This is a genomic window from Bradyrhizobium ingae, from assembly GCF_055791185.1.
In genome coordinates, this window is sequence record NZ_JBVUBB010000028.1 from 13,119 (window position 1) to 39,721 (window position 26,603).

24 protein-coding genes are annotated in these 26,603 nt (G+C 64.0%); 5 read left to right on the forward strand and 19 right to left on the reverse strand.

Features of this window, described 5'->3' with window-relative positions:
• Positions 1 to 166: 166 nt before the first annotated feature.
• Positions 167 to 736, reverse strand: a complete 570-nt coding sequence (locus ACV1FX_RS30080; RefSeq protein WP_473121178.1) for a YceD family protein — start codon at positions 734 to 736, stop codon at positions 167 to 169.
• Complete coding sequence (locus ACV1FX_RS30085; protein WP_473121179.1) at positions 733 to 1,299, reverse strand: ubiquinol-cytochrome C chaperone family protein; 567 nt, start codon at positions 1,297 to 1,299, stop codon at positions 733 to 735. Before ACV1FX_RS30085 ends, ACV1FX_RS30080 begins: the two co-directional genes overlap by 4 nt.
• A gap of 98 nt (positions 1,300 to 1,397) precedes the next feature.
• Here ACV1FX_RS30085 and ACV1FX_RS30090 point away from each other — a divergent pair, with 98 nt between their 5' ends.
• Positions 1,398 to 1,871 (forward strand): outer membrane protein assembly factor BamE, encoded by a 474-nt coding sequence (locus tag ACV1FX_RS30090; protein ID WP_473121180.1) that lies wholly within the window; start codon positions 1,398 to 1,400, stop codon positions 1,869 to 1,871.
• 95 nt (positions 1,872 to 1,966) lie between these two features.
• On the forward strand, positions 1,967 to 2,968 hold the full coding sequence (locus ACV1FX_RS30095; RefSeq protein ID WP_473121181.1) for a Bug family tripartite tricarboxylate transporter substrate binding protein: 1,002 nt from the start codon (positions 1,967 to 1,969) through the stop codon (positions 2,966 to 2,968).
• 192 nt (positions 2,969 to 3,160) lie between these two features.
• Here the strand turns inward: ACV1FX_RS30095 and ACV1FX_RS30100 are convergent, their stop codons facing one another.
• The 12 genes from ACV1FX_RS30100 to ACV1FX_RS30155 all read right to left on the reverse strand — a co-directional run bounded on the left by ACV1FX_RS30100 (position 3,161) and on the right by ACV1FX_RS30155 (position 13,821).
• On the reverse strand, positions 3,161 to 5,281 hold the full coding sequence (locus ACV1FX_RS30100; RefSeq protein ID WP_473121182.1) for a sodium-translocating pyrophosphatase: 2,121 nt from the start codon (positions 5,279 to 5,281) through the stop codon (positions 3,161 to 3,163).
• A gap of 210 nt (positions 5,282 to 5,491) precedes the next feature.
• Complete coding sequence (thiL, locus tag ACV1FX_RS30105) at positions 5,492 to 6,490, reverse strand: thiamine-phosphate kinase (RefSeq protein ID WP_473121183.1); 999 nt, start codon at positions 6,488 to 6,490, stop codon at positions 5,492 to 5,494.
• A 139-nt stretch (positions 6,491 to 6,629) separates the two neighbouring features.
• Positions 6,630 to 7,124 (reverse strand): transcription antitermination factor NusB, encoded by a 495-nt coding sequence (nusB, locus tag ACV1FX_RS30110; RefSeq protein WP_473121184.1) that lies wholly within the window; start codon positions 7,122 to 7,124, stop codon positions 6,630 to 6,632.
• Between the two features lie 2 nt (positions 7,125 to 7,126).
• The gene (ribH, locus tag ACV1FX_RS30115; RefSeq protein ID WP_473121185.1) at positions 7,127 to 7,618 is read right to left on the reverse strand and encodes a 6,7-dimethyl-8-ribityllumazine synthase; all 492 of its coding nucleotides are present in this window, start codon (positions 7,616 to 7,618) and stop codon (positions 7,127 to 7,129) included.
• Between the two features lie 110 nt (positions 7,619 to 7,728).
• Complete coding sequence (locus tag ACV1FX_RS30120) at positions 7,729 to 8,352, reverse strand: riboflavin synthase (protein WP_473121186.1); 624 nt, start codon at positions 8,350 to 8,352, stop codon at positions 7,729 to 7,731.
• Positions 8,353 to 9,501 carry a bifunctional diaminohydroxyphosphoribosylaminopyrimidine deaminase/5-amino-6-(5-phosphoribosylamino)uracil reductase RibD gene (ribD, locus tag ACV1FX_RS30125; protein WP_473121187.1) on the reverse strand — a complete coding sequence of 383 codons (1,149 nt, stop codon included), beginning with the start codon at positions 9,499 to 9,501 and terminating at the stop codon, positions 8,353 to 8,355.
• Positions 9,498 to 9,980 carry a transcriptional regulator NrdR gene (gene nrdR / locus ACV1FX_RS30130; protein WP_473121188.1) on the reverse strand — a complete coding sequence of 161 codons (483 nt, stop codon included), beginning with the start codon at positions 9,978 to 9,980 and terminating at the stop codon, positions 9,498 to 9,500. Before nrdR ends, ribD begins: the two co-directional genes overlap by 4 nt.
• A gap of 17 nt (positions 9,981 to 9,997) precedes the next feature.
• Positions 9,998 to 11,296: a serine hydroxymethyltransferase gene (glyA, locus tag ACV1FX_RS30135; RefSeq protein ID WP_473121189.1), complete on the reverse strand. Its 1,299-nt coding sequence runs from the start codon at positions 11,294 to 11,296 to the stop codon at positions 9,998 to 10,000.
• A gap of 308 nt (positions 11,297 to 11,604) precedes the next feature.
• The gene (locus ACV1FX_RS30140) at positions 11,605 to 11,826 is read right to left on the reverse strand and encodes a hypothetical protein (RefSeq protein WP_473121190.1); all 222 of its coding nucleotides are present in this window, start codon (positions 11,824 to 11,826) and stop codon (positions 11,605 to 11,607) included.
• A gap of 37 nt (positions 11,827 to 11,863) precedes the next feature.
• Complete coding sequence (locus ACV1FX_RS30145) at positions 11,864 to 12,100, reverse strand: hypothetical protein (protein WP_027522898.1); 237 nt, start codon at positions 12,098 to 12,100, stop codon at positions 11,864 to 11,866.
• A gap of 202 nt (positions 12,101 to 12,302) precedes the next feature.
• Entirely contained in the window at positions 12,303 to 12,821 is a 519-nt protein-coding gene (ldtR, locus tag ACV1FX_RS30150) for a transcriptional regulator LdtR (protein ID WP_027522899.1), read from the reverse strand.
• 502 nt (positions 12,822 to 13,323) lie between these two features.
• Entirely contained in the window at positions 13,324 to 13,821 is a 498-nt protein-coding gene (locus tag ACV1FX_RS30155) for a DUF6163 family protein (RefSeq protein WP_473121191.1), read from the reverse strand.
• A gap of 125 nt (positions 13,822 to 13,946) precedes the next feature.
• Between ACV1FX_RS30155 and hemB the strand changes: the two genes are divergently transcribed.
• From hemB to ACV1FX_RS30170, 3 genes are all read left to right on the forward strand, one after another.
• Positions 13,947 to 15,005: a porphobilinogen synthase gene (gene hemB, locus ACV1FX_RS30160; protein ID WP_473121192.1), complete on the forward strand. Its 1,059-nt coding sequence runs from the start codon at positions 13,947 to 13,949 to the stop codon at positions 15,003 to 15,005.
• 302 nt (positions 15,006 to 15,307) lie between these two features.
• Complete coding sequence (locus ACV1FX_RS30165; protein ID WP_473121193.1) at positions 15,308 to 15,865, forward strand: RDD family protein; 558 nt, start codon at positions 15,308 to 15,310, stop codon at positions 15,863 to 15,865.
• 105 nt (positions 15,866 to 15,970) lie between these two features.
• On the forward strand, positions 15,971 to 16,747 hold the full coding sequence (locus ACV1FX_RS30170; RefSeq protein ID WP_473121194.1) for an arginyltransferase: 777 nt from the start codon (positions 15,971 to 15,973) through the stop codon (positions 16,745 to 16,747).
• Positions 16,748 to 16,768: 21 nt separating this feature from the next.
• Here the strand turns inward: ACV1FX_RS30170 and ACV1FX_RS30175 are convergent, their stop codons facing one another.
• The 5 genes from ACV1FX_RS30175 to ACV1FX_RS30195 form a co-directional block, all read right to left on the reverse strand.
• The gene (locus tag ACV1FX_RS30175) at positions 16,769 to 18,220 is read right to left on the reverse strand and encodes a Dyp-type peroxidase (protein WP_473121195.1); all 1,452 of its coding nucleotides are present in this window, start codon (positions 18,218 to 18,220) and stop codon (positions 16,769 to 16,771) included.
• On the reverse strand, positions 18,217 to 20,019 hold the full coding sequence (locus tag ACV1FX_RS30180; RefSeq protein ID WP_473121196.1) for a hypothetical protein: 1,803 nt from the start codon (positions 20,017 to 20,019) through the stop codon (positions 18,217 to 18,219). The genes ACV1FX_RS30175 and ACV1FX_RS30180 overlap by 4 nt, the downstream gene beginning before the upstream one ends.
• An 18-nt stretch (positions 20,020 to 20,037) precedes the next feature.
• Complete coding sequence (locus tag ACV1FX_RS30185; protein WP_473121197.1) at positions 20,038 to 21,321, reverse strand: cytochrome P450; 1,284 nt, start codon at positions 21,319 to 21,321, stop codon at positions 20,038 to 20,040.
• Positions 21,318 to 24,320, reverse strand: coding sequence for an ATP-binding protein (locus ACV1FX_RS30190; protein WP_473121198.1), 3,003 nt, complete (start codon positions 24,318 to 24,320; stop codon positions 21,318 to 21,320). Before ACV1FX_RS30190 ends, ACV1FX_RS30185 begins: the two co-directional genes overlap by 4 nt.
• An 884-nt stretch (positions 24,321 to 25,204) precedes the next feature.
• Positions 25,205 to 26,557, reverse strand: a complete 1,353-nt coding sequence (locus tag ACV1FX_RS30195) for an Nramp family divalent metal transporter (RefSeq protein ID WP_473121199.1) — start codon at positions 26,555 to 26,557, stop codon at positions 25,205 to 25,207.
• Between the last annotated feature and the right edge of the window lie 46 nt (positions 26,558 to 26,603).

Genomic DNA, 26,603 nt, shown 5'->3' on the forward strand with positions numbered 1-26,603 from the left:
CCTCTTGACCCCAGCCTTTTACATCCCGGGTGATCCCGGATTGCACCCGCCCCAGCGAGAAAAACATCGTGAAATCAACCCGATGAGGCAAGCCTTCAACCTGACGAGGCAAACCATTCATGCACATCGCAAAGCAAACCCGCCCGCTACGCACCGTTATTTGCCCTTATTTGCGCTTGGGCTTGTCCTGAAGCGCCTTCAACGCTGCAAACGGGTGATCCTCGGGATCGGGGGCAGTAACCTCCGCCTCGAACACCGCGCCCGGCTTGCGCGGATAGGGATCGATGCCCAGGAACAGGGCGTCGGTCGCCAGCCGGCCGAGGTCGATGACGCCGGCGACGATCGCCTCCGGCGGTTCGGGAGCGGCCTCGGCGGCGTCGCTGTCCTGCCCCTCCTCGATGAGATCGGCCAATCGCCTCGCCTCGGCTTCGGGCGCGAAGATCAGGTCGATCTCCTCGTCGATCTCGCTCTCGATCGGGTCGAGCGTCACCACGCAGACCTGGCCGATCCGTGCCCGAACGTTGCCGGTGACATGCACCCGCCCGCCGCTCTTCGGCGACACGTCGAAGGAGGCCTGGGCGGAAAGAATCTCGCGAACACCCGCGACCTCGGCGATGGCCTCGCGCTCGCGGCCCGATGCCTCGATCTCCCGATGCAAGCCGGTATCCGGGATTTGCGCCACGATCAGGGGCGCCCGCCACGGATCGGTCTCGGGTCCGGTATTCGGTCTGGTCATGGCGCCACATGCTCCCCAAGCGGCGGTAGAAACGCAAATGAACCGCGCAGCAGCGCGTCCTGTTCGGTCCGGGCGAGCTCGGTCTCCGTGGCCCTGGCATAGCCGGCCAGCCGCAACGCCTGCGCGGTCTCCGCCCCATTCAAGATATTCTTGTTCAAGATATTCTTGGAGATCGCCAACGCCAGCGCATCGCCGCCTTCGTCCATGGCTTGGTCGTAGGCCCTGGCCCGGCCATAAAAGGCCTCGCCAAAGGCGCGCATCCGCTTGGGCACGGTCTGATCCCCGATCCCCATTTCCCTCAGATTGTCGTCCATGTCCTCGCAGAAGCGGTCGAACAGCGCCTGCGACAGTGCGGTGCCGTCGGAAGCCGCCCGCAGCCGGCGCAGCAGGAGCCACAAATGCAGGAGAAGCAGGTCGAATCGGCCATTAACTGTGTCCGGGACGGCCAAGTCCCGGTAAAACATGGGTTCTCGCGCCTGCGTCACGATCATGCCATAGATGGTCTCAATGGTGCCGCGCGGGGCTAGCCGGGGTTTCCTGAAGTGTTTGAACGGCCAGAGCATTGTGGGTTCCACAAGCGTGCGCGCGCGGGTTGCGCTCGCCGCCTCTGCCCGGTACTTCAGCGCCTCGCGCGACGCAAGGGGACGGGATAGTTCCGAGAATGACCAATTCGAGCCAGACCAGCCACCACGGAGCCAAGGCGCGCAGCCGTTACGTGCGCTGGCGCGCCGTTGCCGCCGCCGCGCTCGTCAGCATCGCGCTTGCCGCCTGCACGGGCGAGCAATTCCAGAAGGGATACATCCTGCCGCCGGGTGCGCTTGAGCAGATTCCGCTCGGCGCGAGCCAGGACCAGGTGCTGATCGTGATGGGCACGCCCTCCACCGTCGCAACGCTCGACGGCGAGGTGTTCTATTACATCTCGCAGCGCTCGGAGCGCCCGGTCGCCTTCATGAACCAGAAGGTGGTCGACCAGCGCGTGATCGCGATCTACTTCGACAAGAACCGGCGCGTGCGCCGGCTTGCGAATTACGGCATGCAGGACGGCAAGATCTTCGACTTCATCAGCCGGACCACGCCGACCTCGGGCCAGGAGCTCAGCTACCTCGCACCGCTGTTCAAGCTGCTCAGCTTCTGAGGTCTCGCCTGCGGCGTCGCGCCGCTCCGCGCTGCTTGCGGTTGTGCGCCGCGTTCCCTACGCTCCCTGCAAAACAAGAAGCAGGGAGTGGATTCGTGACCAGGACATCGTTTTCCCGCCGGCGGGTGCTGACCGGCGCGGCAGCCCTGTCGACGGCGGCGATCCTGCCGCGCACGAGCCTGGCGGACTGGAAGCCCACCGAGAACATCCGCATCATCGTGCCGGCGGCCGCTGGCGGCTCGACCGACGTCATGGGACGACTGCTCGCGGCGCATCTGCAAACCGTCTGGGGCCAGTCGGCGGTCGTTGAGAACCGCTCGGGCGGCGGCGGTACCATCGGCACCGCGGAGGCCGCGCGCGCCAGACCAGATGGCCACACCATCCTGATCGGCAATCCCGGTCCGAACGCGATCGCCTACAGCATCTTCAAGAAGCTCAGCTACAAGGCCGACCAGCTCCAGGCGGTCTCCAACATGATCCGGATCCCGAACATCGTCTCGGCGCATCCGAAGACCGGCATCAAGTCGATCGGAGAGCTGATCGCCTTCCTCAAGGCCAATCCGGACCAGTTCAGCTACGCCTCCTCAGGTGTCGGCCAGAGCCCCCACCTCACCGGCGCCTGGTTTCTCCAGCTCACCGGGCTGAAGATGACGCACATCCCGTTTCGCGGCGCGGGCCCCGCGCTCCAGGCTGCGCTCGCCGGCGACATCCAGATCCTGTTCGACAACCTTTATCCGAGCCTGCCGCAGGTGCAGAACGGCACGCTGAACGGGCTTTGCGTCACCACGCCGGAGCGCAGCGAGCTCGCACCCAACCTTCCGACCATGCGCGAGAGCGCGCCGGAGCTGGCCAATTTCGACGTGTCGTCCTGGTTCGGCGTCTTCCTGCCGAAGGGCGCGCCCGCACCGGTGCTCGAGGCGCTGAACCTGCAGGTCAAGGCGATGCTCGCGCGCGACGACATCAGGAAGAACATCGCCTCGATGGGGGCCCGCGCCGACTACGGCACCCCGCAGCAGTTTGCCGATTTCGTCGATGCCGAGACGAAGAAGTTCGCCGGCATCATCGCGAAGGAAGGCTTGCAGATGGACGTTCAGTAGGCGCGAGCCGAGCGCTGACCATCACCTCTGTCATTGCGAGCGAAGCGAAGCAATCCAGACTGTCTCCGCGGAAAGACTCTGGATTGCTTCGCTGCGCTCGCGCTGACCTGGTGAGAGGTCCTTAGTCCTTATCCTCTCAAGAAAAAACCCCGCAGTTCGCACCGCGGGGATTGTTTTGTTGAGTGTCCGCGCTCAGTGCGCGAGGATCGCCAGCAGCAGCAGGGCCACGATGTTGGTGATCTTGATCATCGGGTTCACCGCGGGGCCGGCCGTGTCCTTGTAGGGATCGCCGACGGTGTCGCCGGTCACGGCGGATTTATGGGCGTCGGAGCCCTTGCCGCCGAAGTGACCGTCCTCGATGTACTTCTTGGCATTGTCCCAGGCACCGCCGCCCGAAGTCATCGAGATCGCGACGAACAGACCCGTGACGATCACGCCGAGCAGCATGGCGCCAACGGCCGAGAACGCCGCCGACTTGCCGGCCGCGCCGCCACCTGCGATCGCGTAGATCACGAAGTAGACGACGATCGGCGACAACACCGGGAGCAGCGAGGGGATGATCATCTCCTTGATCGCAGCCTTGGTCAAAAGGTCGACCGCCTTGCCGTAGTCCGGCTTGTCGGTGCCCTGCATGATGCCCGGCTTCTCACGGAACTGGCGCCGCACCTCCTCCACGATCGCGCCGGCCGCACGGCCGACCGCCGTCATGCCCATCGCGCCGAACAGATACGGCAGCAGGCCACCGAACAGCAGGCCCACCACGACGTAGGGGTTGTTGAGCGAGAAGTCCGGATTGACGCCGGCGAAGTAGGTATGGTGCGCGGAGTCCGCAACGAAGAACTTGAGGTCCTGGTTGTAGGCCGCGAACAGCACCAGCGCACCGAGACCGGCGGAGCCGATCGCGTAGCCCTTGGTCACCGCCTTGGTGGTGTTGCCGACCGCGTCGAGCGCGTCGGTCGACTTGCGCACCTCCTTGGGCAGCCCCGCCATTTCGGCGATGCCGCCGGCGTTGTCGGTCACCGGGCCGAAGGCGTCGAGCGCGACGACCATGCCGGCGAGCGCCAGCATGGTGGCGGTCGCGATCGCGATACCGAACAGGCCGGCAAGGCTGTAGGTGACGAGGATGCCGGCGATGATGACGATCGCGGGCAGCGCGGTGGCTTCCATCGAGACCGCGAGGCCCTGGATCACGTTGGTGCCGTGACCGGTCACCGAGGCCTGGGCGATCGACTTCACGGGACGATAGTCGGTGCCGGTGTAGTACTCGGTGATCCAGATGATCAGCGCGGTGACGACGAGGCCGACCACGCCGCATTCGAACAGCGCCGCCCCGGTGTAGTCGACGCCCTCGAGCTTGCCGAAGCCGATCAGGTAGTAGATCACGCCGGCGATGCCGATCAGCGACAGGATGCCGGTTGCGATCAGGCCCTTGTAGAGCGCGCCCATGATCGACTGGCTCGGCCCGAGCTTCACGAAGAAAGTGCCGATGATCGAGGTAATGATGCAGATGCCGCCGATCGCGAGCGGCAGCGTCATCATGCTGGCGAGGATCGGCGTCTTGGCGAAGAAGATCGCCGCCAGAACCATGGTGGCGACGGCGGTCACCGCATAGGTCTCGAACAGGTCGGCGGCCATGCCGGCGCAGTCACCGACGTTGTCACCGACGTTGTCGGCGATCGTCGCCGGGTTGCGGGGATCGTCCTCGGGGATGCCGGCCTCGACCTTGCCGACGAGGTCGCCGCCGACGTCCGCACCCTTGGTGAAGATGCCGCCGCCGAGACGGGCGAAGATCGAGATCAGCGAGGCGCCGAAGCCGAGCGCCACCATGGCGTCGACGACGGTGCGGCTGTCAGGTGCAAGCTTCAGCGAATAGGTCAGGAAGCCGAAATAGAGCGTCACACCGAGCAGCGCGAGGCCGGCCACCAGCATGCCGGTGATGGCGCCCGCCTTGAAGGCGAGTTCGAGACCGCCGGCGAGCGACGTCGTCGCGGCCTGCGCGGTGCGCACATTGGCGCGGACCGAGACGTTCATGCCGATGAAGCCGGCCGCCCCCGACAGGATGGCGCCGATGGCAAAGCCGACGGCGACGTAGATACCCAGGAAATAGGCAAGCAGCAGGAAGATGACGATGCCGACGATGCCGATCGTCGTGTACTGGCGTCGCAGATAGGCCTGCGCGCCCTCACGGACCGCTCCGGCGATTTCCTGCATGCGCGGCGACCCCGCATCCGCGCCCAACACCGAAGACGTCGCCCAGATCGCGTAGACGACAGAGAGCACTCCGCAGAGCACTATCAACCATAATGCTGTCATGTGAATTTTGCCTCAGATCCTTGATGTACCCCCAGCGCCGATTTTTTCCCGTTGTGACGGAGTGGCGCCTTTAAGCGGGACCACTTCTTCGAGTAACCCCGATGGGCGGGGACCTTGCCAAATCCGCCATGCCCGTGCAACGCCGGAGCGGGCGAAAATCGTCGATCTCGGCAGCTATTTAGATCGATGTCACCCGTTTCGCGGAAATTGCTAGAAGTGGCTGTAGGACAGCCGCTTGAGGACCAGTTCCCGGCCCGCGCCATCCAGGAAACGCGGCGCCTCATTTCCCGGCACTATCATTCCGATGGCGGTCACGGCGACACCTGCCGCCCGGCCGGCCGCAATCAGGTCGTTACAGCGCGACTCAGGAACAGCACACAGAAGCTCATAGTCATCGCCACCGGACAGCAACGCCTCGATCCCGACGGCGCCGCGCGCAACGAGGCCGGCGGCCGGTGCGGAAAGCGGCACGCTGGCCGTATCGATCGTGGCCGACACGCCTGAGGCTGCACAGAGCTTGGCAAGGTCGCCGGCGAGCCCGTCGGAGACGTCCATCGCAGCGCTCGCACACTCGCGCACGGCCAGTGCCAGCGCGCTGCGCGGCTGTGGGATGCGGTAGCGCGTCACCAAGCTGTCGCGTGCGACCGGATCGGATGCCAGTGCCTTCGCGGCAGCACCGCCCTTGAGCACATCGAGGCCGAGCGCGGCATCGCCAATCGTGCCGGTCACCATGATGCGGTCGCCGGCTTTGGCACCGGTACGGCCGACCATCCGCCCCGACGGCACCCGACCGAAGGCGGTGATGGAGATCATCTGCGGCCCGGGCGTGGAGACCGTGTCGCCACCGAGCAGCGGGCACGCGAAGCTCTTGGCGTCCTCGCCCAGCGCAGCGGCGAATGGTTTCAGCCAGGCATCGTCCTTGCTGCGGAGCGCCAGCGTCAGCACGAAGCCTGCGGGCGTGGCGCCTTTCGCCGCAAGATCGGACAGGTTCACCCGCAGCGCTTTGCGCGCGATGGTGTCGGGCGGGTCGTCGGCAAGGTAGTGCACGCCTTCAACGACGGCGTCGGTGGTGACGACGATGTCCTCGCCGGAAGATTTCAGGATGGCGGCATCATCGACCAGCCCGAACGCGCCGGGGTCTGTCGCCAGCGGCTTGAAATAGCGCGCGATGAGGGAGTCTTCGCCGGAGATATCTTTCGCATGTGCCATCGGCGTTAGTCCCAAGATGACTGTCATCTCCGGCTTGACCGGGCGATCCAGTACGCCGAGACGCCCGAGATCAATTACCGCTGCCGCGGCGTACTGGATCACCCGCCTTCGCGGGTAATGACAGCGGAACGTGTGACGACTACCGCCCGAACTCGTCGCCGCGAAAGTGGCGGCCGATCTGGTCGAGCACTGCGTTGACCATGCCGGTCTCCTCGCGATCGACGAAGGCGTTGGCGACGTCGACATATTCGGAGACCACGACGCGGCCCGGCACGTCCTTGCGATGCTGCAATTCATAGGCCCCTGCCCGCAGCACGGCACGCAGGATCGCCTCGATTCGCTTCAAGGGCCAGCCCTTCGACAGCGCCTCATCGATCAGGGGATCGAGCTTCTTTTGGTCGCGCACGACGCCCGAGACGACGTCGCGGAAGAAGGCCGCTTCCGCCGGCAGATATTTGTCGCCTTCGACCTCGTTGCCGAGCCAATGGCTCTCGAACTCGGCGAAGATGTCGTTGATGCCGGCGCCCGCAATGTCCATCTGGTAGAGAGCCTGGACGGCGGCGAGCCGCGCGGCGCCGCGCCGGTTCGCCTTTTTCTCCGCCCCGCCGGGCTGTTTCTTGCCGGTATCAGCCATGGTCACGCCCGCGCCAGCCGGCGTTTGATGCGCAGCATCGCAAGCGCCGCGCGCGCGGCATCGCCGCCCTTGTTGAGCTCGCTGGCGCGCGCTCGCGCCCAGGCCTGGTCCTCGGTATTGACGGTGAGGATGCCATTGCCGAGCGGAAGCTTGCGCGCCACGGCGAGATCCATCAGCGCGCGCGAGGATTCCTGCGAGACGATCTCGAAATGGATGGTGTCGCCGCGGATCACGCAGCCGAGCGCGATGACGGCGTCATAGGGCTTGCCGTTGCCCGCGGCGGCGTCGACCGCGATGGCCACGGCTGCGGGGATTTCCAGCGCTCCGGGAACCGTAATCACGTCATGGGTCAGGCCGGCCGCCTTCAGCTCAGCGACCGCACCTTCCAAAAGCGCATCCTGGAGGTCGTCATAGAAGCGCGCTTCGACAATCAGCGCACGCGCGCCGGAAATGTCGGTCTGGTCCTTCAGGGGTGCGCGCCGCGCGTCTGCCATCGTAAACCTACTCTGTCACTGCCGGGCTTGACCCGGCAATCCATCGGATCAAGACCTCTTAAGAGGATGGATGCGCGGGTCAAGCCCGCGCATGACGATCTTTTCTGCCGTCACTTCATTTCGGTCAGCCGCGCCGCATAGCGGGCCATCAGGTCGACCTCGATATTGACCTCGTCCCCGGCGCGCCAGGCACCGATGGTTGTGACGCTGAGGGTGTGCGGGATGATCAGGACCGAAAAGGTCACGTCCTTGACCGTATTGATGGTCAAGGACACGCCGTCCAGCGTGATCGACCCCTTGGTTGCGATGAAGCGCGCGAGCTCCCGCGTGGTCTTGAGCTCGAACCGCGCCATGTCGGGCAAGTCGTCGCGATTGACGAGGGTCGCGATCCCGTCGGCGTGGCCCGCGACGATATGGCCGCCGAGCTCGTCACCGATCTTCAGGGCGCGCTCGAGGTTGAGCTTCGTACCGACCTTCCAGCGCTTGGCCGTCGTCAGCGCCAGCGTCTCCGCCGCGGCGTCGACGTCAAACCAAGTCCTTTTAGCAGGGTCTTTGGCGCCATCGACGCCGGAAGCCACCACCGTCAGGCAGACGCCGTTGCAGGCGATCGATGCGCCATCGGCGATGGTCGCACGATCGTAGCGACAGGCGATGCGCAGGCGATGCAACTGGCCCTGCGCCGTCGGCGTCAGGCTAACGATCTCGCCGATATCAGTGACAATGCCGGTGAACATTTAAGCGCGCTCGTAGATGGTGAGAGTATCCCTGTCGAATGTTTCGCTAGCACGAACCTTGAAGGCGGGCGACTGCGTGATTTTCGACAGGGGCAATGCATCGAGCGCATCGACGCCGCCGGCGCCGATTGCTTCGCTTCCGCGGAACAGCCAGATTTCATCAACCAGATCGGCCGCGACGAAGGACGAGGCCACGTGGCTGCCGCCCTCGACCATCAGCCGCGTGACGCCCTTCTCGGCCAGCGCGTGCAGCACCGCAGGAAGATCGAGCCCCGGTGTGCTGCCGGGCGGAATGCGCATGACCTGGGCACCCGCTGCACCGAGCCGCGTGGCTGCAGCAGCTTCCGCGAGTTCGGAGCCGATCACCCACAGCGGCGTCCCGCGAGCGGAATGCACGAGCTGGCTCGACGCCGGAATGCGTAAATTCCGGTCGAGCACGATGCGCACCGGAGAACGTGCTTCCATGCCCGGCAGCCGGCACGTCAGAATCGGATCGTCGGACAACACCGTGCCAATGCCGACCAGAATGGCATCGCTCTGCGCACGCAGGAGGTGCACGCGGTTGCGCACAGCCTCCCCGGTGATCGCAACCGGCTTGCCGCCGGCCGCCCCGATCTTGTCGTCGGGCGAGACTGCCAGCTTCAGGATCACATGCGGGCGCTTGTCGCGGATACGGCGGAAGTGACCGGCATGATCGTAGGCCGCTTCCGCAGCACGGAGCCCGACATCGACGCTGATGCCGGCGGCGCGCAAGCGCGCGTGGCCTTGTCCTGCGACCTCGGGATTGGGATCCTCGATCGCCGCCACCACGCGCTTGATGCCGGCCGCGATCACGGCGTCCGCGCAAGGCGGCGACTTGCCGAAATGCGAACAGGGCTCGAGCGTGACGTAGAGCGTGGCACCGCGTGCTGCTTCGCCGGCGCGCCGCAAGGCCTCCGGCTCCGCATGCGGGCGGCCGCCTGCTTGCGTCCAGCCGCGCCCGACGATCACACCGTCCTTGACGATCACGGCGCCGACCGCCGGGTTCGGCCAGGTGCGCCCCTGCCCGCGCCGGCCGAGCGCCAGCGCAAGCTGCATGAAGCGGCGATCAACGTCTTTGGACTCACGGGCCTTCTGCGCGAGCTGATCCTCCAGAATGCGGAAGATCATTTGCGTATCGCGGCGAGCCGCGCTTCCTCCTCACCGGAGAGCTCGCCGAGCACGTCGGCAAAATCCTTGGCCTCGCGGAAATTGCGGTAGACGGAAGCGAAGCGCACATAGGCGACGTCGTCGAGCGTGCGCAGATGCTCCATCACCGTCTCGCCGATCACCTCCGAGGAGATCTCGGCTTCGCCGGCGGTTTCGAGCTCGCGCACGATGCCGGAAACCATCTTCTCCACCCGCTCGGGCTCGACCGGCCGCTTGCGCAAGGAGATCTGCACCGAGCGCATCAGCTTGTCGCGGTCGAACGGCACGCGACGGCCGTTGCGCTTGATCACGGTGAGCTCGCGAAGTTGCACGCGCTCGAACGTGGTGAAGCGAAAATTGCAGGCGACGCAGATGCGCCGCCTGCGGATCACTGACGAGTCCTCGGTCGGACGCGAGTCCTTAACCTGCGTATCGAGACTGTTGCAGTTGGGACAGCGCATCCGCTTGTTATCCGGCCTTACTGGTAGATCGGGAAGCGATCGGTGAGCGCCTTGACCCGTTCCTTGATCGCGGCTTCCACCAGTGGCGCCTTGCCGTCGTCGGACTGTGCGATCGCGTTCAGGACCTCGGCGATCATGCCGCCAACCTGCTGGAATTCAGCGACGCCAAAACCGCGGGTCGTGGCCGCCGGCGTGCCCAGACGCAGGCCCGAGGTGACGAAGGGCTTTTCCGGATCGAAGGGAATGCCGTTCTTGTTGCAGGTGATGGCAGCACGAACCAGCGCCTTCTCCGAAACGTTGCCCTTCAGGCCCTTCGGCCGGAGATCGACCAGCATCAGATGGTTGTCGGTGCCGCCGGAGACGATGTCGAAGCCATGGCCCTTCAGCGTCTCGGCCAAGGCCTTGGCGTTCTCAACGATGTTCTTCGCATAGACCTTGAAGTCCGGACGCAGCGCCTCGCCGAAGGCGACCGCCTTGGCCGCGATCACATGCATCAGCGGGCCGCCCTGCAGACCCGGGAAGATCGCCGAGTTGAGCTTCTTGGCGAGCACCTCGTCGTTGCTGAGGATCAGGCCGCCGCGCGGACCGCGCAACGACTTGTGCGTCGTGGTCGTGGTGACGTGCGCATACGGCACCGGCGATGCATGCACGCCGCCGGCAACGAGGCCGGCGAAATGCGCCATGTCGACCAGCAGATAAGCACCGACGCTGTCGGCGATCTCGCGGAAGCGCTTGAAATCCCAGGCGCGCGAATAGGCGGAGCCGCCGGCGATGATCAGCTTCGGCTTGACCTCTTCGGCCTGCTTGGCGACCGCGTCCATGTCGATGATCTGGTCCTCGCGCCGTACCGTGTAATGCGAAGCCTTGAACCACTTGCCGCTCATGTTGACGGGCGAGCCATGGGTGAGATGGCCGCCCGCGGCCAGATCAAGGCCCATGAAGGTGTCGCCCGGCTGCAGCAGCGCCAGGAACACCGCCTGGTTCATCTGGCTGCCGGAGTTCGGCTGCACGTTCGCGAACTTGGCGCCGAACAGCCGCTTGGCGCGATCGATCGCAAGGTTCTCGGCAACGTCGACCCATTCACAACCGCCGTAGTATCGCGCGCCGGGATAACCTTCCGCATATTTGTTGGTCATCACCGAACCCTGCGCTTCCAGCACGGCCCGGCTGACGATGTTCTCGGAGGCGATCAGCTCGATCTCGTGGCGCTGACGGCCGAGTTCGCCCTTGATGGCGGCGGCGATTTCCGGGTCGGCCTGTTCAACAGAGGCCGTGAAAAACGAATCGGGCGCGGAGGCGGCTTTTACGGAAGTCATCGGCGAATATCTCCACCGCCGCAGCCTTTTTGGCGGGCTACGGTCGGTCTTGTGTGGCGGTTGGAAGCACGCGCGATCTACCACATCGGCCGGCCCCGGCCAAGCTTTTGCGGGTCAGGGGCGACAATTATGCCAGATATGGTGGGGATCGCGGGATTTGGAGGCCCCGGGAGGGCGCACGGGAGCGCTCGCCTTGGGCGCTCGCCGATCGTTAACGGACGGCCGCCATCACGCCCGCCGCCTGATGGTACCCAAACGACGCCGGCAGCCGGTTCTGCCGGCTTTCAGATGGACTTGGCCGCCTCTCCTCACAAACCGGTATAACCCGACTTCACCGGGTCGATGCTGCCGTCGAGCTGACGCAGATAGGTCAGGCCGCAGACCGTCAATCTATGGGTGTCCTTCTCACCCGCCTCAACCAGCGTATTGAGGTAGTTCGTCACCTTGGCCCTCGCCTCCTCACTCGCTGCAGCGGTGCGGTTGGCCAAGAGGTCATAGGTCTTCATGATGCGGTCGATGGCGGCTTCCATGGCATCCTCTGCTTGATCTGAATTTTGGGGAATGCTGTCAGGCAAACGCTTCGGCCTCGAAGGCGGCCTCGAATTTCGCAATCGCCTTGTTGGCGAGCCTGATCTTGTTGAATTCGCCATGTTGGAACAGCTGCACGATGATCTTCAGCAGCCGCTCATCGGTGACGAGCGTATCGGGGAGCGCGCCGGCCCTGCGCAGATAATTCGCGGCGATGGCATACGCCTCGCTCACGATCTCCACGTTCATCGTCTGTAGTCCGCGCTCGACCAGCATCGCACGCCTCCGATCCGAAGGGGATAAGCCGCGAGCCTCCGGCTGGTTCCGCCCGGGCGCTGCTTTTTTTTCGCAGATGCAAAAAAACAAAACGCGCCGGTCCGGGCGATGCCGGGCCGGCGCGATTGGGGAAGTTCAGGCACGTACGGAAGGGCGTGCCGGTCTTGTTTGGGCCGGCTTGACCTTGATCCCTCCGAAAAACTCAGAGCCGATACAGGATCTGGTCGGTCCAGAACCGCTCGAGGCGATGCAGCGACTTGTTCAGCGTGGAGAACTCTTCGCCCGAGATGCCGCCGACCTGCTCCACCGTCTTGACGTGCTTCTGGTAGAGCGCATCGACGATGCGGCGAACTTCCTGGCCCTGCGGGGTCAGACGGATGCGTACCGAGCGGCGGTCAACGCGCGAGCGCTGATGATCGAGGAAGCCGAGTTCGACGAGCTTCTTCAGGTTGTAGGAGACGTTGGAGCCGAGATAGTAGCCGCGCGTGCGCAGCTCGCCCGCGGTCAGCTCCTTGTCGCCGATGTTGTAGAGGAGCAGCGCCTGTACCGAGTTGATGTCGGCGCGGCCGCGACGATCGAATTCATCCTTGATGACGTCGAGCAGGCGGCGATGCAGCCGCTCCACAAGAGTCAAAGCTTCCAGATAGAGCGACTGCACCGAGCCCTGCTGGCCGGCGACGCGCTCCGCGGTATCTGCCGCAGTTGCGACGGCTTTCATCATGACACTTCCCCTGTTGTCGTTTTTGTCGACACTCATTCGACGAAACTTTTGTCTCGCCTGATAGCCGCAACTTAAGGGGAGGCGTTTGAAGATCAGCTTAAATAAGAGAATAAAGAGATCATGAATTTAAGACAGTGAATCGCGGATTAAGCCTGTGTAGCAAGGACTTTTCGCAACCCTCTGTTGACGGTGGCAAGGTCCTGTTCACCCTCCGTCCGCACCACTTGTCGCATTCCAGAACAGCCCTGCCCTGTTTCGAAACGGGCGCGTAAGAGCTGTGGCGGAACGCGTGCGATCTTCGAAAACTTGCCTCAAATGCAAAGCAACTTTCGATCAACCAAGAGCAATATTCTCGTGTCCCGGACGCAGCGCGTCATGAAATGACGCGACGCGAGAGCCGGACCAGATCGCGGCGAGATGGCCCCGGCCCTGCAACGCACCACAGCGCAAGCGCGGCGCGCTGCGCAGCGACCGGAGCACGCGAATTGGAAAATCCGAATTGCTATGGCGGACGCTCGCGCGCGGCCATCCAGGCGAGCGCGAGATAGGCGGCGAGCATGAAAGCTTCGACCCCGACGACGACGAGGCTGCCGCCATAGATGCCGGGGAACATCAATTCGATCACCGCCATCGACACCACCGTCGTGAGCCATACGACCGCGCCCCAGGGGGTAGCGAGCCACAGGCCGACGGCTGCGACGAGCTCGATCACCGCGAAGTAGACGGTTGCGGCCTGCCAGGCCATCGACTGGTTCTCGAACGCATCGTCCTCACCGCCGACGAAGCCCGTCACCTGCGCCCAGTGATAGAGACCCTTCAGGATCGAGAGCAGCGCCATCACACGCAGGAACAGCACGAGCCGCCGCGTCCAGACGTTCTCGTCGGACGCGGACCGCCCGGACGACAGCGCGGCCACCGACATCGCGCTGTCTCTGGCGCTGTCTCTGGCGTTATCCCTGGCGCCGTCGCGGGCGGCATCGCGGGTTGAGATCTCGGACATGGCTTCTTCTGGCTGCTTCGCCCGGCAAAATCAATCGGCTGCTGCCTGATTGCGGCAGCTCAGCCGCGGTGACGGGAACCATGCGAGCTGGTATAAGAATAGTTCTAGTTTCGGAGATATGTCAGATGGCGATCAAGTACGGACGTCCGATCGAATTGCGCGAGGTGGCACGTGGCAGTGCAACAGCCTCCCCTGCTCTCGATCTGACTATCCGCCCGCGCCGCAACCGCAAGGCGGAATGGGCGCGGCGCCTGGTGCGCGAGAACGTGCTCACCACCGATGATCTGATCTGGCCCTTGTTCCTGATCGACGGCAGCAACAAGCGCGAGGCTGTCTCTTCGATGCCGGGCGTCGAAAGGCTCAGCGTCGACCAGGCGGTGCGTGAGGCCGAGCGCGCGCTGAAGCTGACCATCCCCTGCCTTGCGCTGTTTCCCTACACGGAAGCCGCGCTGCGTGACGAGCACGGGTCGGAAGCGACCAATCCCGATAACCTCGTCTGCCAGGCGGTACGGGCGATCAAGAAGGAATTCCCCGACATCGGCATTCTCTGCGACGTCGCGCTCGATCCCTTCACCAGCCATGGCCATGACGGCCTGATCGCCGACGGGAAGATCCTGAATGACGAGACGGTCGCAGTGCTCGTACGCCAGGCGCTGGTGCAGGCGGAGGCCGGCTGCGACATCATCGCGCCCTCCGACATGATGGATGGCCGCGTCGGCGCGATCCGCGATGGGCTCGACCGTGCCGGCCTGCTCGACGTGCAGATCATGGCCTATGCGGCGAAATACGCTTCCGCCTTCTACGGCCCGTTCCGCGACGCCATCGGCTCCGCCAAGACGCTTGTAGGCGACAAGCGTACCTATCAGATGGACAGCGCCAACACCGATGAAGCGTTGCGCGAAGTCGAGCTCGACATCGCCGAGGGCGCCGACATGGTGATGGTGAAGCCAGGCATGCCCTACCTCGACGTGGTGCGGCGGGTGAAGGACACGTTTGCAATGCCGACCTTCGCCTACCAGGTGTCCGGCGAATACGCGATGATCGCCGCGGCCGCAGGCAACGGCTGGCTCGACGGCGAGCGCGCGATGATGGAGAGCCTCCTCGCTTTCAAGCGCGCCGGCGCCGACGGCGTCCTGACGTATTTCGCGCCGAAGGCGGCGGAGAAGATCAGAGCGCAGGCCTAGGAGCGCTTGGCCTCATCGGGTCGTCCTGGCGAAAGCCAGGATCCATTACCCCGACGGGTGATTTGGCGAAGAATCGTCGCCGTGGGACCGGCACCGCCGGCGATCGATATATTCCGCGGTATGGGTCCCCTGAGTTCACCTCCTGGCCTTCGCCAGGACGACATTGTGCGAGTGGCGCCCTCCTCCACGTCACCGCCCCCGAATCGCCGAAATATTTCCGCTTGTTAGTCTCCTCGGCCTTGGCACGGGGACGGCCTGATCCCATGTCGTGGCACGGGTATTTCCGATCGGAAGGACGGACCATGTCATATTCGGAGCAGGGCAATTCAGGCTCCAACTCAGGGCCCTGGCGCAATGACGGCGGGGTTCCGCCGCATGCCTATGATCCCTACCTCCAGCCGGAGCTGTTCCGCGGTGTGTCGACGCGACGGGTGTTCGCCTTCCTGATCGACCTCATCGTGATCTCGGTCCCGGTGATCCTCGGCTACATCTTCATCGCCGTGTTCGGTGTGGTCACGCTCGGCCTCGGCTGGGCTCTGTTCTGGCTCGCTTGGCCGGCTTCGGTGATCTGGGCCGTGGTCTATTACGGTGCCTGCATCGGCGGACCGCACTCGGCGACGGTCGGCATGCGGGTGATGGATCTGGAGTTGCGCACCTGGTACGGCACGCCCGGCTATTTCGTGCTGGGTGCGATGCACGCGGTCTTGTTCTGGGTATCGATCTCGTTCCTGACGCCGTTTGTGGTCCTCGTCGGCCTGTTCAACGGTCGCCGGCGCCTGTTGCACGACATCGTGCTGGGAACAGTCGTAATCAACAACTCGATCCGCTCGCCCGTGCCGCAGGCGGCGAGAACCTACTAGAGAATTTTACCGGGACGCCTCTTAAACCACCTTGTGAGCTGACCGATTGACCATGGGCCTTCATAGCGCGATGCTGATAGCCGTTTCGGAGGCCCACGACGTCCCTTGACCCAGCACTCGCGCGACACCCCCCAATTCTACCTCACGGCGCCCTCGCCCTGCCCGTATCTGCCGGGCCGGCATGAGCGCAAGGTGTTTACGCACCTCGTGGGGGACCGCGCCGGCGACCTCAACGACCTCCTGACCCATGGCGGCTTCCGCCGAAGCCAGTCGATCGCCTATAGGCCCGCCTGTGACCAGTGCAGGGCCTGCGTCTCGGTCCGGGTGGTCGCCAACGAGTTCCGCCCGTCCCGCAACTTCCGCAAGGTGATGGCGCGCAACGCCGACGTCATTGGCGAGCAGCGCAGCGCGGTGCCGACCTCGGAGCAGTATTCGGTGTTCCGCGGCTATCTCGACGCCCGCCACCGTCATGGCGGCATGGCCGACATGACCGTGCTCGACTACGCCATGATGGTCGAGGACAGCCATGTCGAAACCCGCATCATCGAGTACCGCAGGCGCGGTCCCGACAGCGGCATCACCGGCCGCGGCGAGGAGCTCTTGGCGGTGGCGCTGACCGACGTGCTCAGCGACGGCCTGTCGATGGTCTATTCCTTCTTCGAGCCGAGCCAGGTCGGCCGCTCGCTCGGCACCTTCATGATCCTCGACCACATCGCCCGCGCCCGGCGCCAGGGCCTGCCCTATGTCTATCTCGGCTACTGGATCGAGGGCTCCAAGAAGATGGACTACAAGGCGCGCTTCCTGCCGCAGCAGCGCCTCGCGCCCTCCGGATGGCTGCGCATCGACGCACAAGGCGACACCGCGTCGGAGCCGCAGGATTAGCGGCTTTCGAGGTCTTGCCTCTCAGGAGGCCGCTGCCTCGACATGGTGCGATGGGATAGGCCTCGCACCGGCGCGATCTCCAACGATGAACTTGAGCGCCGCGATCCCCGGCAGGAAAAAGTAACCACCTCCGAGCGCCTCCGTAAATGAGGCCAGTGTGACCTCGCTGCCGCTCGACAATCCGGGAACGGTGAACGCTTTGGGTGCAGGCCGCGACCCCACGACCGGATCGTCCTGGTCTTGGAAGGTCCCGAACCGAGGGTTCTGCACCCAGCGCTGGTGAATGAACTCGAACTGTCGCTCGAGGTCCGCATTGCACGCTATGAAGAACAGGCCGTCGCGCGTGGCGCCGCTTTCAGTCTGCTCGCGATACGGCCGTCCGCGGCGCAGCAACCTGTGCAGCTTGGATGATTTGATGCTCGCTTGCACATCGATACCCAGGGAATCGCGCGGGTTCGACCGGCGCACATGAGCCCCCTTGGGACAGACGAAACCATTTGCGTCCTCGACGCGATAACGGAAGGCGTCGGCAGCCGAATCCGATCCCAGCGGACCTTGCCAGCCGAGCGGCATGCCATCCTCCCGACGTCCCATCAGCTTTTCGCAGATGGCCTGGCCATTGGCTTTCCTGAACTCCTCGAATGCCTCGACCTCCTGCTGGATCTGTCGCACCGCCAGATAACTTCCGTTCAATGTGAAGCGGTCGCCGGACTGCGGCCACTCCTTCACGTTGGGACAGTAAGTGAGTTCGTCATACTCGTTGCGATAGCCCAGAATGAATTCTCCGGGCTCGACGACACGATCTTCATAGAAGTGGCCGGCGTCCCGTCGGGCCTGCTTCAGCGCGGCTCCTCCCTCTTCTCTGAGGCCGCGGATCACGGGTTGCGCGAGGCCATCGCGAAATCCGAACGGCTCGTGCAGTTTGCCGTCTTTGTTCTTCTTGAACGAGCAAGGATTGTTTTCGACGGTCCTGGCGACGAATACATCTGGATCGGGAGCTTCCATTCGTGATGCTTCGTCGAGCAACCACCACTGCGCAAGGAGAACGTGGACAGTCTGGCGGCCGTCGTGGCCTTCAACGTCCGACCAGCGCCATTCATCACGCGACGCGTCTCTCAACAGCTCCTTGCGCAATGCGCTCCCCATGCCGCTGCTGAAGGGAGTTGGGAACGGATGCGTCTCGGCTTCGGTACAACCCAGCTTTCTCAGCCCTGAAAAACTAAAAGCGACTGCCACGGCTTCGCTGATCGATGATTCCGATTTCGCCCTGCCTTCCCCGACGCGTCTGGCACTAACGACCAGCCCTGAGTGAATGAGCTTCGCGAGCCACGCCCGCGCCTGAGCCTCGCGGCCATCGCGGATCGTCAGCAGCCAGAAGCGGCTGGATTTGAGCCAGCCGAAGCCACTCCTCAGCATGCCCTGAATGTCGTGACTATGATCGGACAGATGTGGCGCGTACTTCACGTGCTTCATGTTTCGATGGCCCTCATGATCAGGTCGTCGTTTTTCTCGTTGCGCTCGCCGAACAGGGCGTCGCGCAGCCCGGTGGCGAGATTGATCCGGTCGATCGTCGTGTTGCACGCATCGAAATGGTAGAGATGCGGAAGCATGCTGTCGCGCGCGTAGGACTTGAACTTCAACTCGCACTTCACACCGCGAAAGATGAGAAAGCGGGTCGGCGGAAAGCTGCGTGGCTCCGCAATGCCGGGCTGACCGGCCGATGCCGGTGCGCGTGGGTTCAGCTCCGTCCACCGCCAGGCGAGGGTTGTCCCGCTGGAAGCGCCATTGATGAAGTCGTCGAGGTAGCCGCCGAAATTGCCGTCATAGTTCGAGCAGAATAGAAAACGGCGACCGTTGTCGATGACGTGCCAGTGACCGAAGTGGATTCCCGGCGCATCTCCCAGCCATCCCTGCGTGAAGAACACCCGTCCGGCGAACGTCACGATGCGCAGGACCACCCGGGTGCACCACGCGCTCAACCCATACGGGCCGCGCATGTCCGTCAGGCTGATCATGTGCTGGGTCCCGTCGACCAGATCCGCCTCGCATTTCTCGACCGATGGGTGGATCTGCTGGGCGCGAGGAACGTCGTCTTCGAGTGGATGAAAGAACTTTTCGCTCAGCGCCGTGAACTGGCTATTGAGCCAGGAAAACAGCGCGCCGATGCAGAGCACCACGACGACCGCAAGGATCGCAATGGCGATGAGCTGCCATCCGGGAAGATTTGGGATCCAGGCCTCGAGCGTGCTTGCGAGCCAACTCGGAGCAAACATGTAAGCCAGGGCGCACGCAGTCACGGCCGGGACGAGCAGTACGATGACGATCCACCCGATGTAATAGGTGGACAACGACGATAACGTGTCTGTCGGCCGCTCCAGCTCGCGCTGAATGCTGTTCAGCCAGCGTCTCCAGGGCGCAAACAGCGCCGGCAGCGCGACCAGGAACAACCAGAGGAGAAGCCCGAGCGCAATCAGCACCAGCAGACCGCGCCAGCTTACTCCCGACAGCCATCGGCTCGCCTCGCTCGCGGCGTTGAGAATGGACTGGATGATGGGATGAGGTTGTCCGAAGAACCAGACGTCGAACCGCATCAACCCTCTCGGCAGCGCGCCACCCAGCCAGACAACGGCGAACCACAGGCCGATCGCGAGCACCGGATAGGCAAGCTTCGCGCCGATGCCAGCGCCCTTCCCGCGCCAATAGGATCGTGGCGCAGGTTCTGCCGCCCATTCGAAGCGAGGGTTCGTGTATGCCCATCGCGCCAGCGCCAGAGCAAACGCGGTGCGGTCACTGCCGTATTTGGGCTTCAGCACCCGCGCTTCGATTCGCGTCTGCTCGAGCAGGTCCGCCTCCATCTGGATCTGCCGGACCGACCGGTCGCGAGCGCCGACGAAGGCGCCATCGGCGATGCTGATGCAGCCCATCAGCCGATCGAGCAATTGCTGCCTGTGCTGATCTGCCGGCTCTTCGACATTGGGGAAATAGATGCCGCCGAGGAGCGACCACATCGCGCCGCCGGCGTGGTAGATAAGCCGATACAGCAGGTCGTACGGGCGAAGTCCCTCCTCGACCGCAAGCTCGAGCATCAGCGACGGCCGCTTCTCCGCCGCGTCGGCCATTGCCGGCAGGAGCCCGATCGACGCGAAATGCACCACCGCGACGTCCCTAAACAGGTCATTCAGCGCGCTGGAAACGGAATTTGAAATTTCGCCGCCGCCGGGCCAGCCTGGCGCAACGATGCAGATCATCTGCTGCCGGACAATCTCAAGCATGGCTGTCCTTCTCCGCGCTTACGGGATACGCATACGCATGCACGACATCAGCGGCCCGTCGTACACGATAGCCTTGCCTTCACCGCGCGCCAGTTGCAGCCCGGGCAAGGTCAGCAAGCCGATCAGCGCGCTCGTTAGAATCTCGACCGCATAGTCCCTGGCTGGACATTGGCGGTAGCCATATCCGAATGGGAGATAGCGCAGGGCATGTTCGTTGCCCCAGTTCCGATGCGGGCAAAACTTGCCGCTATCGGGGACCGCGCGTGAATCGAACAGGGCAGCGATCGACAGGAGTGAGACCTTCCCGCCACCCGAGCATTTGGCATTGCGCCGCGCGCCCGTCTCCATTTCCGTATCTCGCGGCACATCACGCGCCAGCAGCGGAAAGATCGGCCGGAAGCGCATGAGTTCGAGCACATGATCGCGCACGACGTTGCGGAAATTGGTGTCGATCCAGACAGACGGGCCGAGCCCCTTGGCCTGCGATCGCAGCTGTTCGTAAACTTTTGGCCGTCCCAGGAGCTCCTGCACGACAAGGGCGCCCGACTGTACCGTGACAGGATGCGAGATCCAGGCGAGGCCTACCGCGTTTCGTTCAATGTCCGCAGTGGAGCTCGTGACACCCCACGCCGTGCCGATGAGACCGGTCACGCGATCGATCCGCGTCTGTAGCGCATCCCCAGAGGTCTCCGCGCGTCGCCGAACTCCGAGCGTCGCCAAACTGCCCGCCAGCAACTGCCCCGCGACATATCGGATTTCCAGGAGGTACTGTCGTTGGAGGCCTTGATTGACATTGCCCTGTGCGGCCCCTGCTACCGACCCCGCAACCACTGCGTCCGTTGCCGTTCCAAAAAGCGGCCTCATGGCGTGGAACACGACCCACATCAGGTAATCGTCGATCAGATCGAAGGCGCCTGCTCCGGGGTGGCTGAGAGTATTGATCCGTCGCCTGGCTTCGTCATCAGAGTCCACGGGAACGTTCAGAGCAGCCAACCGGTCGTGCACAAGATCCCTGTCGGAATCGTAGGTCGGTCCGGGGTCCATGCCGATCAGATAGGTCCCGGAGACCATGTTGGCCTGATGCGCCGTGTTGGAAAAGCTGCGCGTCCTTGTCAGGACATCTTTGACGGCGCTGGCGCGTGCTACCATGCCGAGCCAGCCACCCACGAAGGGCCAGTGCCGAAGCACTGCGCCGAACGCACGCAGCACGATGATGTGACGATTGAGCCAGCAAAAGATGCCATAGGAGATATTGCGTGCTCCCGGCGGCAGGGCATCGGGTTCATACATCGAGAGTTTCATGCTGGGTGCCAATCCTCTTGTCGCTTTGCAATCGCTGCAGCGGCCCGCTTCTGGTAGTAGGCCATGCCGAGACGACGCGCCGCCTCGGATGTCTGTGCGAAACACGCTTCGGCGGCCGGCTCGTCACCCGCGTGCCGCAACGTCACGGCCAGTTCGTAGAGAGCTTCCGTCCGGTGCCCGCACTGTTCGCCCGCCTGGTCGACTGCCTTGCGTCCGGTGCCGATCGCATCGTCCAGCCGTCCGAGAGCGCGATAGGCAATACCGAGGCCGACGCGCATGAACGTCCTGCCGTAAGGATTGGCCGCGTCGTAGATGCGGTCTGCGAAGCCCTTCTCCAGCACAGCGACTGCTTCAGAGGCCTTGCCATTGCGCGCGAGCGCAATGCCGAGCACGCCGCAGCAAGCCGCCAGCGTGGTCGGCACCTTGTGCGTGATGCATTGCTGCACGGCCTTGCGCATCAAGGCCTCCGCACTGTCGAGTTTCTCCTCCTCGACCCAGATCTGTGCCTGGACCGTGTCGACTATCAGACGCGAATACGGATGATCGACCTTGGACAAAATCTCATAGGCGCGAGCGCAGACCTCGTGCCCGGCTCCGCAATCGCCAAGGCGCCATAGGGTGCTGGAATGGAATGCGTACAGGTTGATGATGGGAATGACAGCCCATCCGGGTTGGACGTAGTGCTCAGCCAACTCGGGCGCGTAGTCGGCCAGCAGGACGCGGCCTTCCGTGGCCGCTTCCGCATACCGCCCGAGAGCATGAAAGTGCAGGAGGCGCGCTTGATGCGCCGCCATCGCCATGTGGCGACGCTGGGCGAGGCGGGCAGCTTCCAGACCCTGAGTGGCATGCCGCAGACCTTGCTCGAAGCGTCCGCGCATCCACAGAAACACCGCCGTCTGCGTGGCGACCGATGCGCGCGCGCGCTGGTCGTCCAGTTGCGCGGCAAGCACCTCCGCGCACTCCATGTTGTTGAAGATCTCGTCGATATGCCCGAGCGCCATCATGGCACCGATCGCTTCCAGCCGAAGCGCAAGTTCGAGGCCCTGCGCAGTCCGCGTGCCGCCGGCGCGGCGAGCCGCCTCGATGCCCATCTCGAAAAGTTGCAGGGCGTCCTGGTTGGCCGAACGCGAGATGGCACGTGCCATCGACCTCACGGCGTATCTTGCCGCATGCTCCCATTCTTCACCCTTGAAGGCATGATGGGCCAGGGCCGGTGCGGCATTGGCGTCCTCGGCGGCGGGTTGCGATTGCAAGGCGAGGAAAGCGAGCCGATGCAGCGCCTTGAGACGGGCACGGGTCAGAGCCCCCAGTACGACGTCTCTGACCAGCGCATGACGGAACACGAAAGCATGCTGCTCGAGCGGACGTCCCGCGGGATCGGAGCTCGTCAGTAGGCCGGATGAGACGCAAAGACCAAGCAACTCCTTCGTCCGCGCGAGGTCTTCATCCTGCATCGCCGAGATCAGTTCCCGCGTAATGGGATCGCCGAGAACGCTAGCCGCCTCCAACGCCGACTTCGCGGCATCGGGCAGCCTGTCGACCCGCGCCCCGATTACGGCGGCTATCGACCCTGGGACTCGCAGCTCCCCAAGGGGCCGCTGCAAACGGTAGGCGCCCGGCGTTCCCTCGAGTGATCCGTCATCGATCAGCGTGATGACCAGTTGCTCCATGAAGAAGGGATTGCCGTCGGCTCGGCGCACCAGTTCGCTGGTCACGCCAAGCACGGAGGGATCATCACCGAGCAAGGCCCGCGCGAGTGCGAGCATCTCTCCGTTCCGGAGCGGCTCGACCAGGTACTCGGCGAACCACGTCGTCTGTTCCCATTGGTGCTCGAAATCCGGACGGTAGCTGACACAGACCAGGACCGGCAGATCCTGGAGCCGAGGCAACAAGGCCTCGAACAGCCGCCGACTATCGCGATCTGCCAGGAACACATCTTCGAGCACCAGCACGAAGGGAGCTGCCTGGACCCGCTGGCGAACGAGCCACAGCATCGCCTCGCCGATACGACGCCGCCTTTGCGCCGGATTGAGCGCCAGCCATGCTGCGCTTGGCACGGCAAGCCCAAGCAGATCACTCACGGCCGCAAGGTGGTCAGCGCCTTCCGCCGGCCACTTCGCGAGCAAGGCCTGCACCGCGACCTGTTTGGCTTCCGTCGCGCTCGTGCGAGGCAAACCCACTAGACTTGAGATCAAGTCGGCGACGGTGCTGTAGGCTGTCGTGCTTGCATAGCCCCTCGCCTGCACGACGCAGACGTCGCCCCCCTGGCCCGCCAGAGCTGCCGTCCAATCGGCTATCAGGCGGGACTTTCCGATGCCCGCATCGCCGCGCAGCCCGACCGTCCGCATGACGCCTTTGCTGGCGGTCTCGATCTCGCCCGCCAACGTCTGCAGCAGCTCCCGGCGTCCGACCAACGGTGCCCAGCGCTGCTTTCGCGTCAACGGCGCGGCCGCCGAACTTTCGGTCTCGACCTGAACTTCATGAAGTTCGATCGGGACGGCCAATCCGCGCACGGGCTTTATTCCGACCGGCCGTGTATCGATCTGCTGTGCGACCAGGCGCTGCGTCGCCGCGCTGATCAGGATGCCGCCCGGCGGCGCCAGCTTCTCCAGCCGCGACGCGATGTGGATCGTCTGGCCGTCCGCACCGTAATGCGACCATTGGTACTGTCCGACGATACCGACCAGCACCTCGCCGGAGTTGATGCCGATGCGCAGCATCGGGCTGGCGACGCCTTGCGTTTCGTGGCCGGGGACGGTTGCCCTCTGCATCTTCAGAGCGGCCATGCAGGCCCGCAAGGCGTGATCTTCCTGGGCCAGAGGGGCGCCGAACAATGCAACGAGGCCGTCGCCCAGCAATTGGCTGACGGTGCCTCCAAAGGTTTCAACCGCGTCGGCAAGCAGGTCGAGCGTCCTGCCGAGATAATTCCGGGATTCCTCGGGATCCGCGTGCTGCAACAATGAGGTGGAGTCACAGACGTCGACGAACAGCACGCTCACCTGCTTGTTTTCGGTGAGCAGCTGCGCGCGCGAGTTCGGGGGCTGCGAAGCGGATCGCGCTTCGCGCTCGATTGCACCTGAGATTGAGGGCCCGGAAGACTTGTCGGCGGCACGGTTGAGACCGGCGCCGCATTGCGAGCAGAAACGGTGCTCAAGTTCAACTCGGGCGGAGCAAGCAGGACACCTGGTCACGGCACTACGCACTCATCAATGGCTTCAACGAATAACCGACGCTCATCCGCATGATCATCGCCTCCCTTGAGGACGTGAACCTGCGCGCAAACAGAGTGGCGGGAGGGCCTGAACCAAAGTGGCGAAAGTCTTCCCGCCGGTAACAATCAACACGTCGATATGCGCTTCGCGCGGCATATCCATGCTAGGCAGGTGCCAATTCCGAAATACCGGCACCTCATGTAAACGAATAAACTTGTGTCCTGCCCTTCGTGACGCACCCTACGTGACGCGACGATAATCTCGCCCCGAACAGGAGCCGCCTGAATCAAACCAATGGATCCAAACCAAAGGTTTTAAACCAAAGGTCCTGCGCCGATCGAAGTCGCGCAGTGCCGACGAACGTGGCCGATGAGAGCGCGATTGACGCGCTCAGCTCAGCGCATCATTCCGCGGCGGATGGAAACCATCTTGAAAAAAACAACGCCATTATGCGCCCCTATCAAAAATTGAATTCATTATACGCGCCTAGCCAAAATTGAAAAGGACGAATCCGTAAAAGCCCGGAGTCCAGGGGACGAGCCGCGAACAACGCCCGATTATTCCGTCCGACAGTCGAATGCGTTCCGATTTTCTCGCCTTTTGAGGCCCCTTTCGACCGGGACCAACGGTATCCCCGGGCTTCGGCGCAAGCAAACGATGCCCCTCCGCCGTCACCCGAATAGCGCATCGAACAGCAACTTTAGGTTGAGTACGACCATGACGCCGGCGACGATCCAGGCGATTGCGGCGACCGCCGGCGAAATCGCGAACCTGCCCATCTTGCGTCGGTCGGAGACGAAACGAACCAGCGGAATGACCGCGAAGGGAAGCTGCATGGACAGCACGACCTGGCTGAACACCAGGAGCTGCCCGGTGCCCTGCTCGCCATAGAGTGCGGTGACAACGATCACCGGAATGATCGCGATGCCGCGCGTGAGCAGCCGGCGCGCCCAGCTCGGCAGGCGCAAGTCGAGAAAGCCTTCCATCACGATCTGGCCGGCGAGCGTCGCGGTCACCGTGGAGTTGAGGCCGGAGGCGAGCAACGCCACGGCGAACAACGTCGAGGCGATACCAAGCCCGAGCAACGGCGACAGCAGCTCGAAGGCCTGGCTGATCTCGGCGACGTCTGAATGACCGCTCTTGTGGAAGGTCGCGGCCGCGACCACAAGGATCGCGGCGTTGATGAAGAGCGCCAGCATCAGCGCCACTGTGGAGTCGGTCGTCGCCCATGTGATCGCCTCGCGCCGGCCTTCGTCGGTCCGCTCATAGGCGCGGGTCTGCACGATCGAGGAGTGCAGATAGAGATTGTGCGGCATCACGGTGGCGCCGATGATGCCGATCGCAATGTAGAGCATCTCGGGATTGGTGACGATCTCCGTCCGCGGCGCAAAACCGCGGATCACCTCCGCCACCGGCGGCGCCGCCGCAGCGATCTGGATCGCGAAGCAGACCGCGATCACGACAAGCAACGCGATGACGAAGGCTTCCAGGAAACGAAAGCCGCGGTTCATCAGAAGCAGCAGCAGGAAGGCATCGAGGGCTGCGATCAGTGCGCCGCCGATCAGCGGGATGCCGAACAGCAGCTTCAGCGCGATTGCAGTGCCGATGACCTCGGCGAGATCGCAGGCGATGATGGCCGCCTCGCAGGCGAGCCACAGCATCCAGTTCACCACCGGCGAGTAGGTCGCGCGGCAGGCCTGCGCAAGGTCGCGGTCGGTGACGATGCCGAGCCTTGCCGCAAGCGACTGGAGCAGGATCGCCATCAGGTTCGAAAGCAGGATGACCGAGAGCAGCGTGTAGCCAAACTTCGATCCGCCGGCGAGGTCGGTCGCCCAGTTGCCGGGATCCATGTAACCGACCGAAACGAGATAGCCGGGGCCAACGAAGGCGAGCAGCCGGCGCCACCACGCCGCGGCGGCCGGGATCGCGACCGTGCCATTCACCTCGGGGAGGCTTTTGGCAATGGGCGCGTCAGCGCGCCAGCCGGCCGCATCGGGGGTCAGATCGGGGGATCGGGCATCCATGGACAGGAAGAATACCGAACTCGGCTCTTATTGCAACTCATTTGCA

Bases quoted from the DNA above. Each gene is read 5' to 3' on its own strand.
- ACV1FX_RS30080 (WP_473121178.1), bottom strand. From the start codon at position 736: ATGACCAGACCGAATACCGGACCCGAGACCGATCCGTGGCGGGCGCCC.
- ACV1FX_RS30085 (WP_473121179.1), bottom strand. From the start codon at position 1,299: ATGCTCTGGCCGTTCAAACACTTCAGGAAACCCCGGCTAGCCCCGCGC.
- ACV1FX_RS30090 (WP_473121180.1), top strand. From the start codon at position 1,398: ATGACCAATTCGAGCCAGACCAGCCACCACGGAGCCAAGGCGCGCAGC.
- ACV1FX_RS30100 (WP_473121182.1), bottom strand. From the start codon at position 5,281: ATGACAGCATTATGGTTGATAGTGCTCTGCGGAGTGCTCTCTGTCGTC.
- thiL (WP_473121183.1), bottom strand. From the start codon at position 6,490: ATGGCACATGCGAAAGATATCTCCGGCGAAGACTCCCTCATCGCGCGC.
- nusB (WP_473121184.1), bottom strand. From the start codon at position 7,124: ATGGCTGATACCGGCAAGAAACAGCCCGGCGGGGCGGAGAAAAAGGCG.
- ribH (WP_473121185.1), bottom strand. From the start codon at position 7,618: ATGGCAGACGCGCGGCGCGCACCCCTGAAGGACCAGACCGACATTTCC.
- ACV1FX_RS30120 (WP_473121186.1), bottom strand. From the start codon at position 8,352: ATGTTCACCGGCATTGTCACTGATATCGGCGAGATCGTTAGCCTGACG.
- ribD (WP_473121187.1), bottom strand. From the start codon at position 9,501: ATGATCTTCCGCATTCTGGAGGATCAGCTCGCGCAGAAGGCCCGTGAG.
- nrdR (WP_473121188.1), bottom strand. From the start codon at position 9,980: ATGCGCTGTCCCAACTGCAACAGTCTCGATACGCAGGTTAAGGACTCG.
- glyA (WP_473121189.1), bottom strand. From the start codon at position 11,296: ATGACTTCCGTAAAAGCCGCCTCCGCGCCCGATTCGTTTTTCACGGCC.
- ACV1FX_RS30140 (WP_473121190.1), bottom strand. From the start codon at position 11,826: ATGGAAGCCGCCATCGACCGCATCATGAAGACCTATGACCTCTTGGCC.
- ACV1FX_RS30145 (WP_027522898.1), bottom strand. From the start codon at position 12,100: ATGCTGGTCGAGCGCGGACTACAGACGATGAACGTGGAGATCGTGAGC.
- ldtR (WP_027522899.1), bottom strand. From the start codon at position 12,821: ATGATGAAAGCCGTCGCAACTGCGGCAGATACCGCGGAGCGCGTCGCC.
- ACV1FX_RS30155 (WP_473121191.1), bottom strand. From the start codon at position 13,821: ATGTCCGAGATCTCAACCCGCGATGCCGCCCGCGACGGCGCCAGGGAT.
- hemB (WP_473121192.1), top strand. From the start codon at position 13,947: ATGGCGATCAAGTACGGACGTCCGATCGAATTGCGCGAGGTGGCACGT.
- ACV1FX_RS30165 (WP_473121193.1), top strand. From the start codon at position 15,308: ATGTCATATTCGGAGCAGGGCAATTCAGGCTCCAACTCAGGGCCCTGG.
- ACV1FX_RS30175 (WP_473121195.1), bottom strand. From the start codon at position 18,220: ATGAAGCACGTGAAGTACGCGCCACATCTGTCCGATCATAGTCACGAC.
- ACV1FX_RS30180 (WP_473121196.1), bottom strand. From the start codon at position 20,019: ATGCTTGAGATTGTCCGGCAGCAGATGATCTGCATCGTTGCGCCAGGC.
- ACV1FX_RS30185 (WP_473121197.1), bottom strand. From the start codon at position 21,321: ATGAAACTCTCGATGTATGAACCCGATGCCCTGCCGCCGGGAGCACGC.
- ACV1FX_RS30195 (WP_473121199.1), bottom strand. From the start codon at position 26,557: ATGGATGCCCGATCCCCCGATCTGACCCCCGATGCGGCCGGCTGGCGC.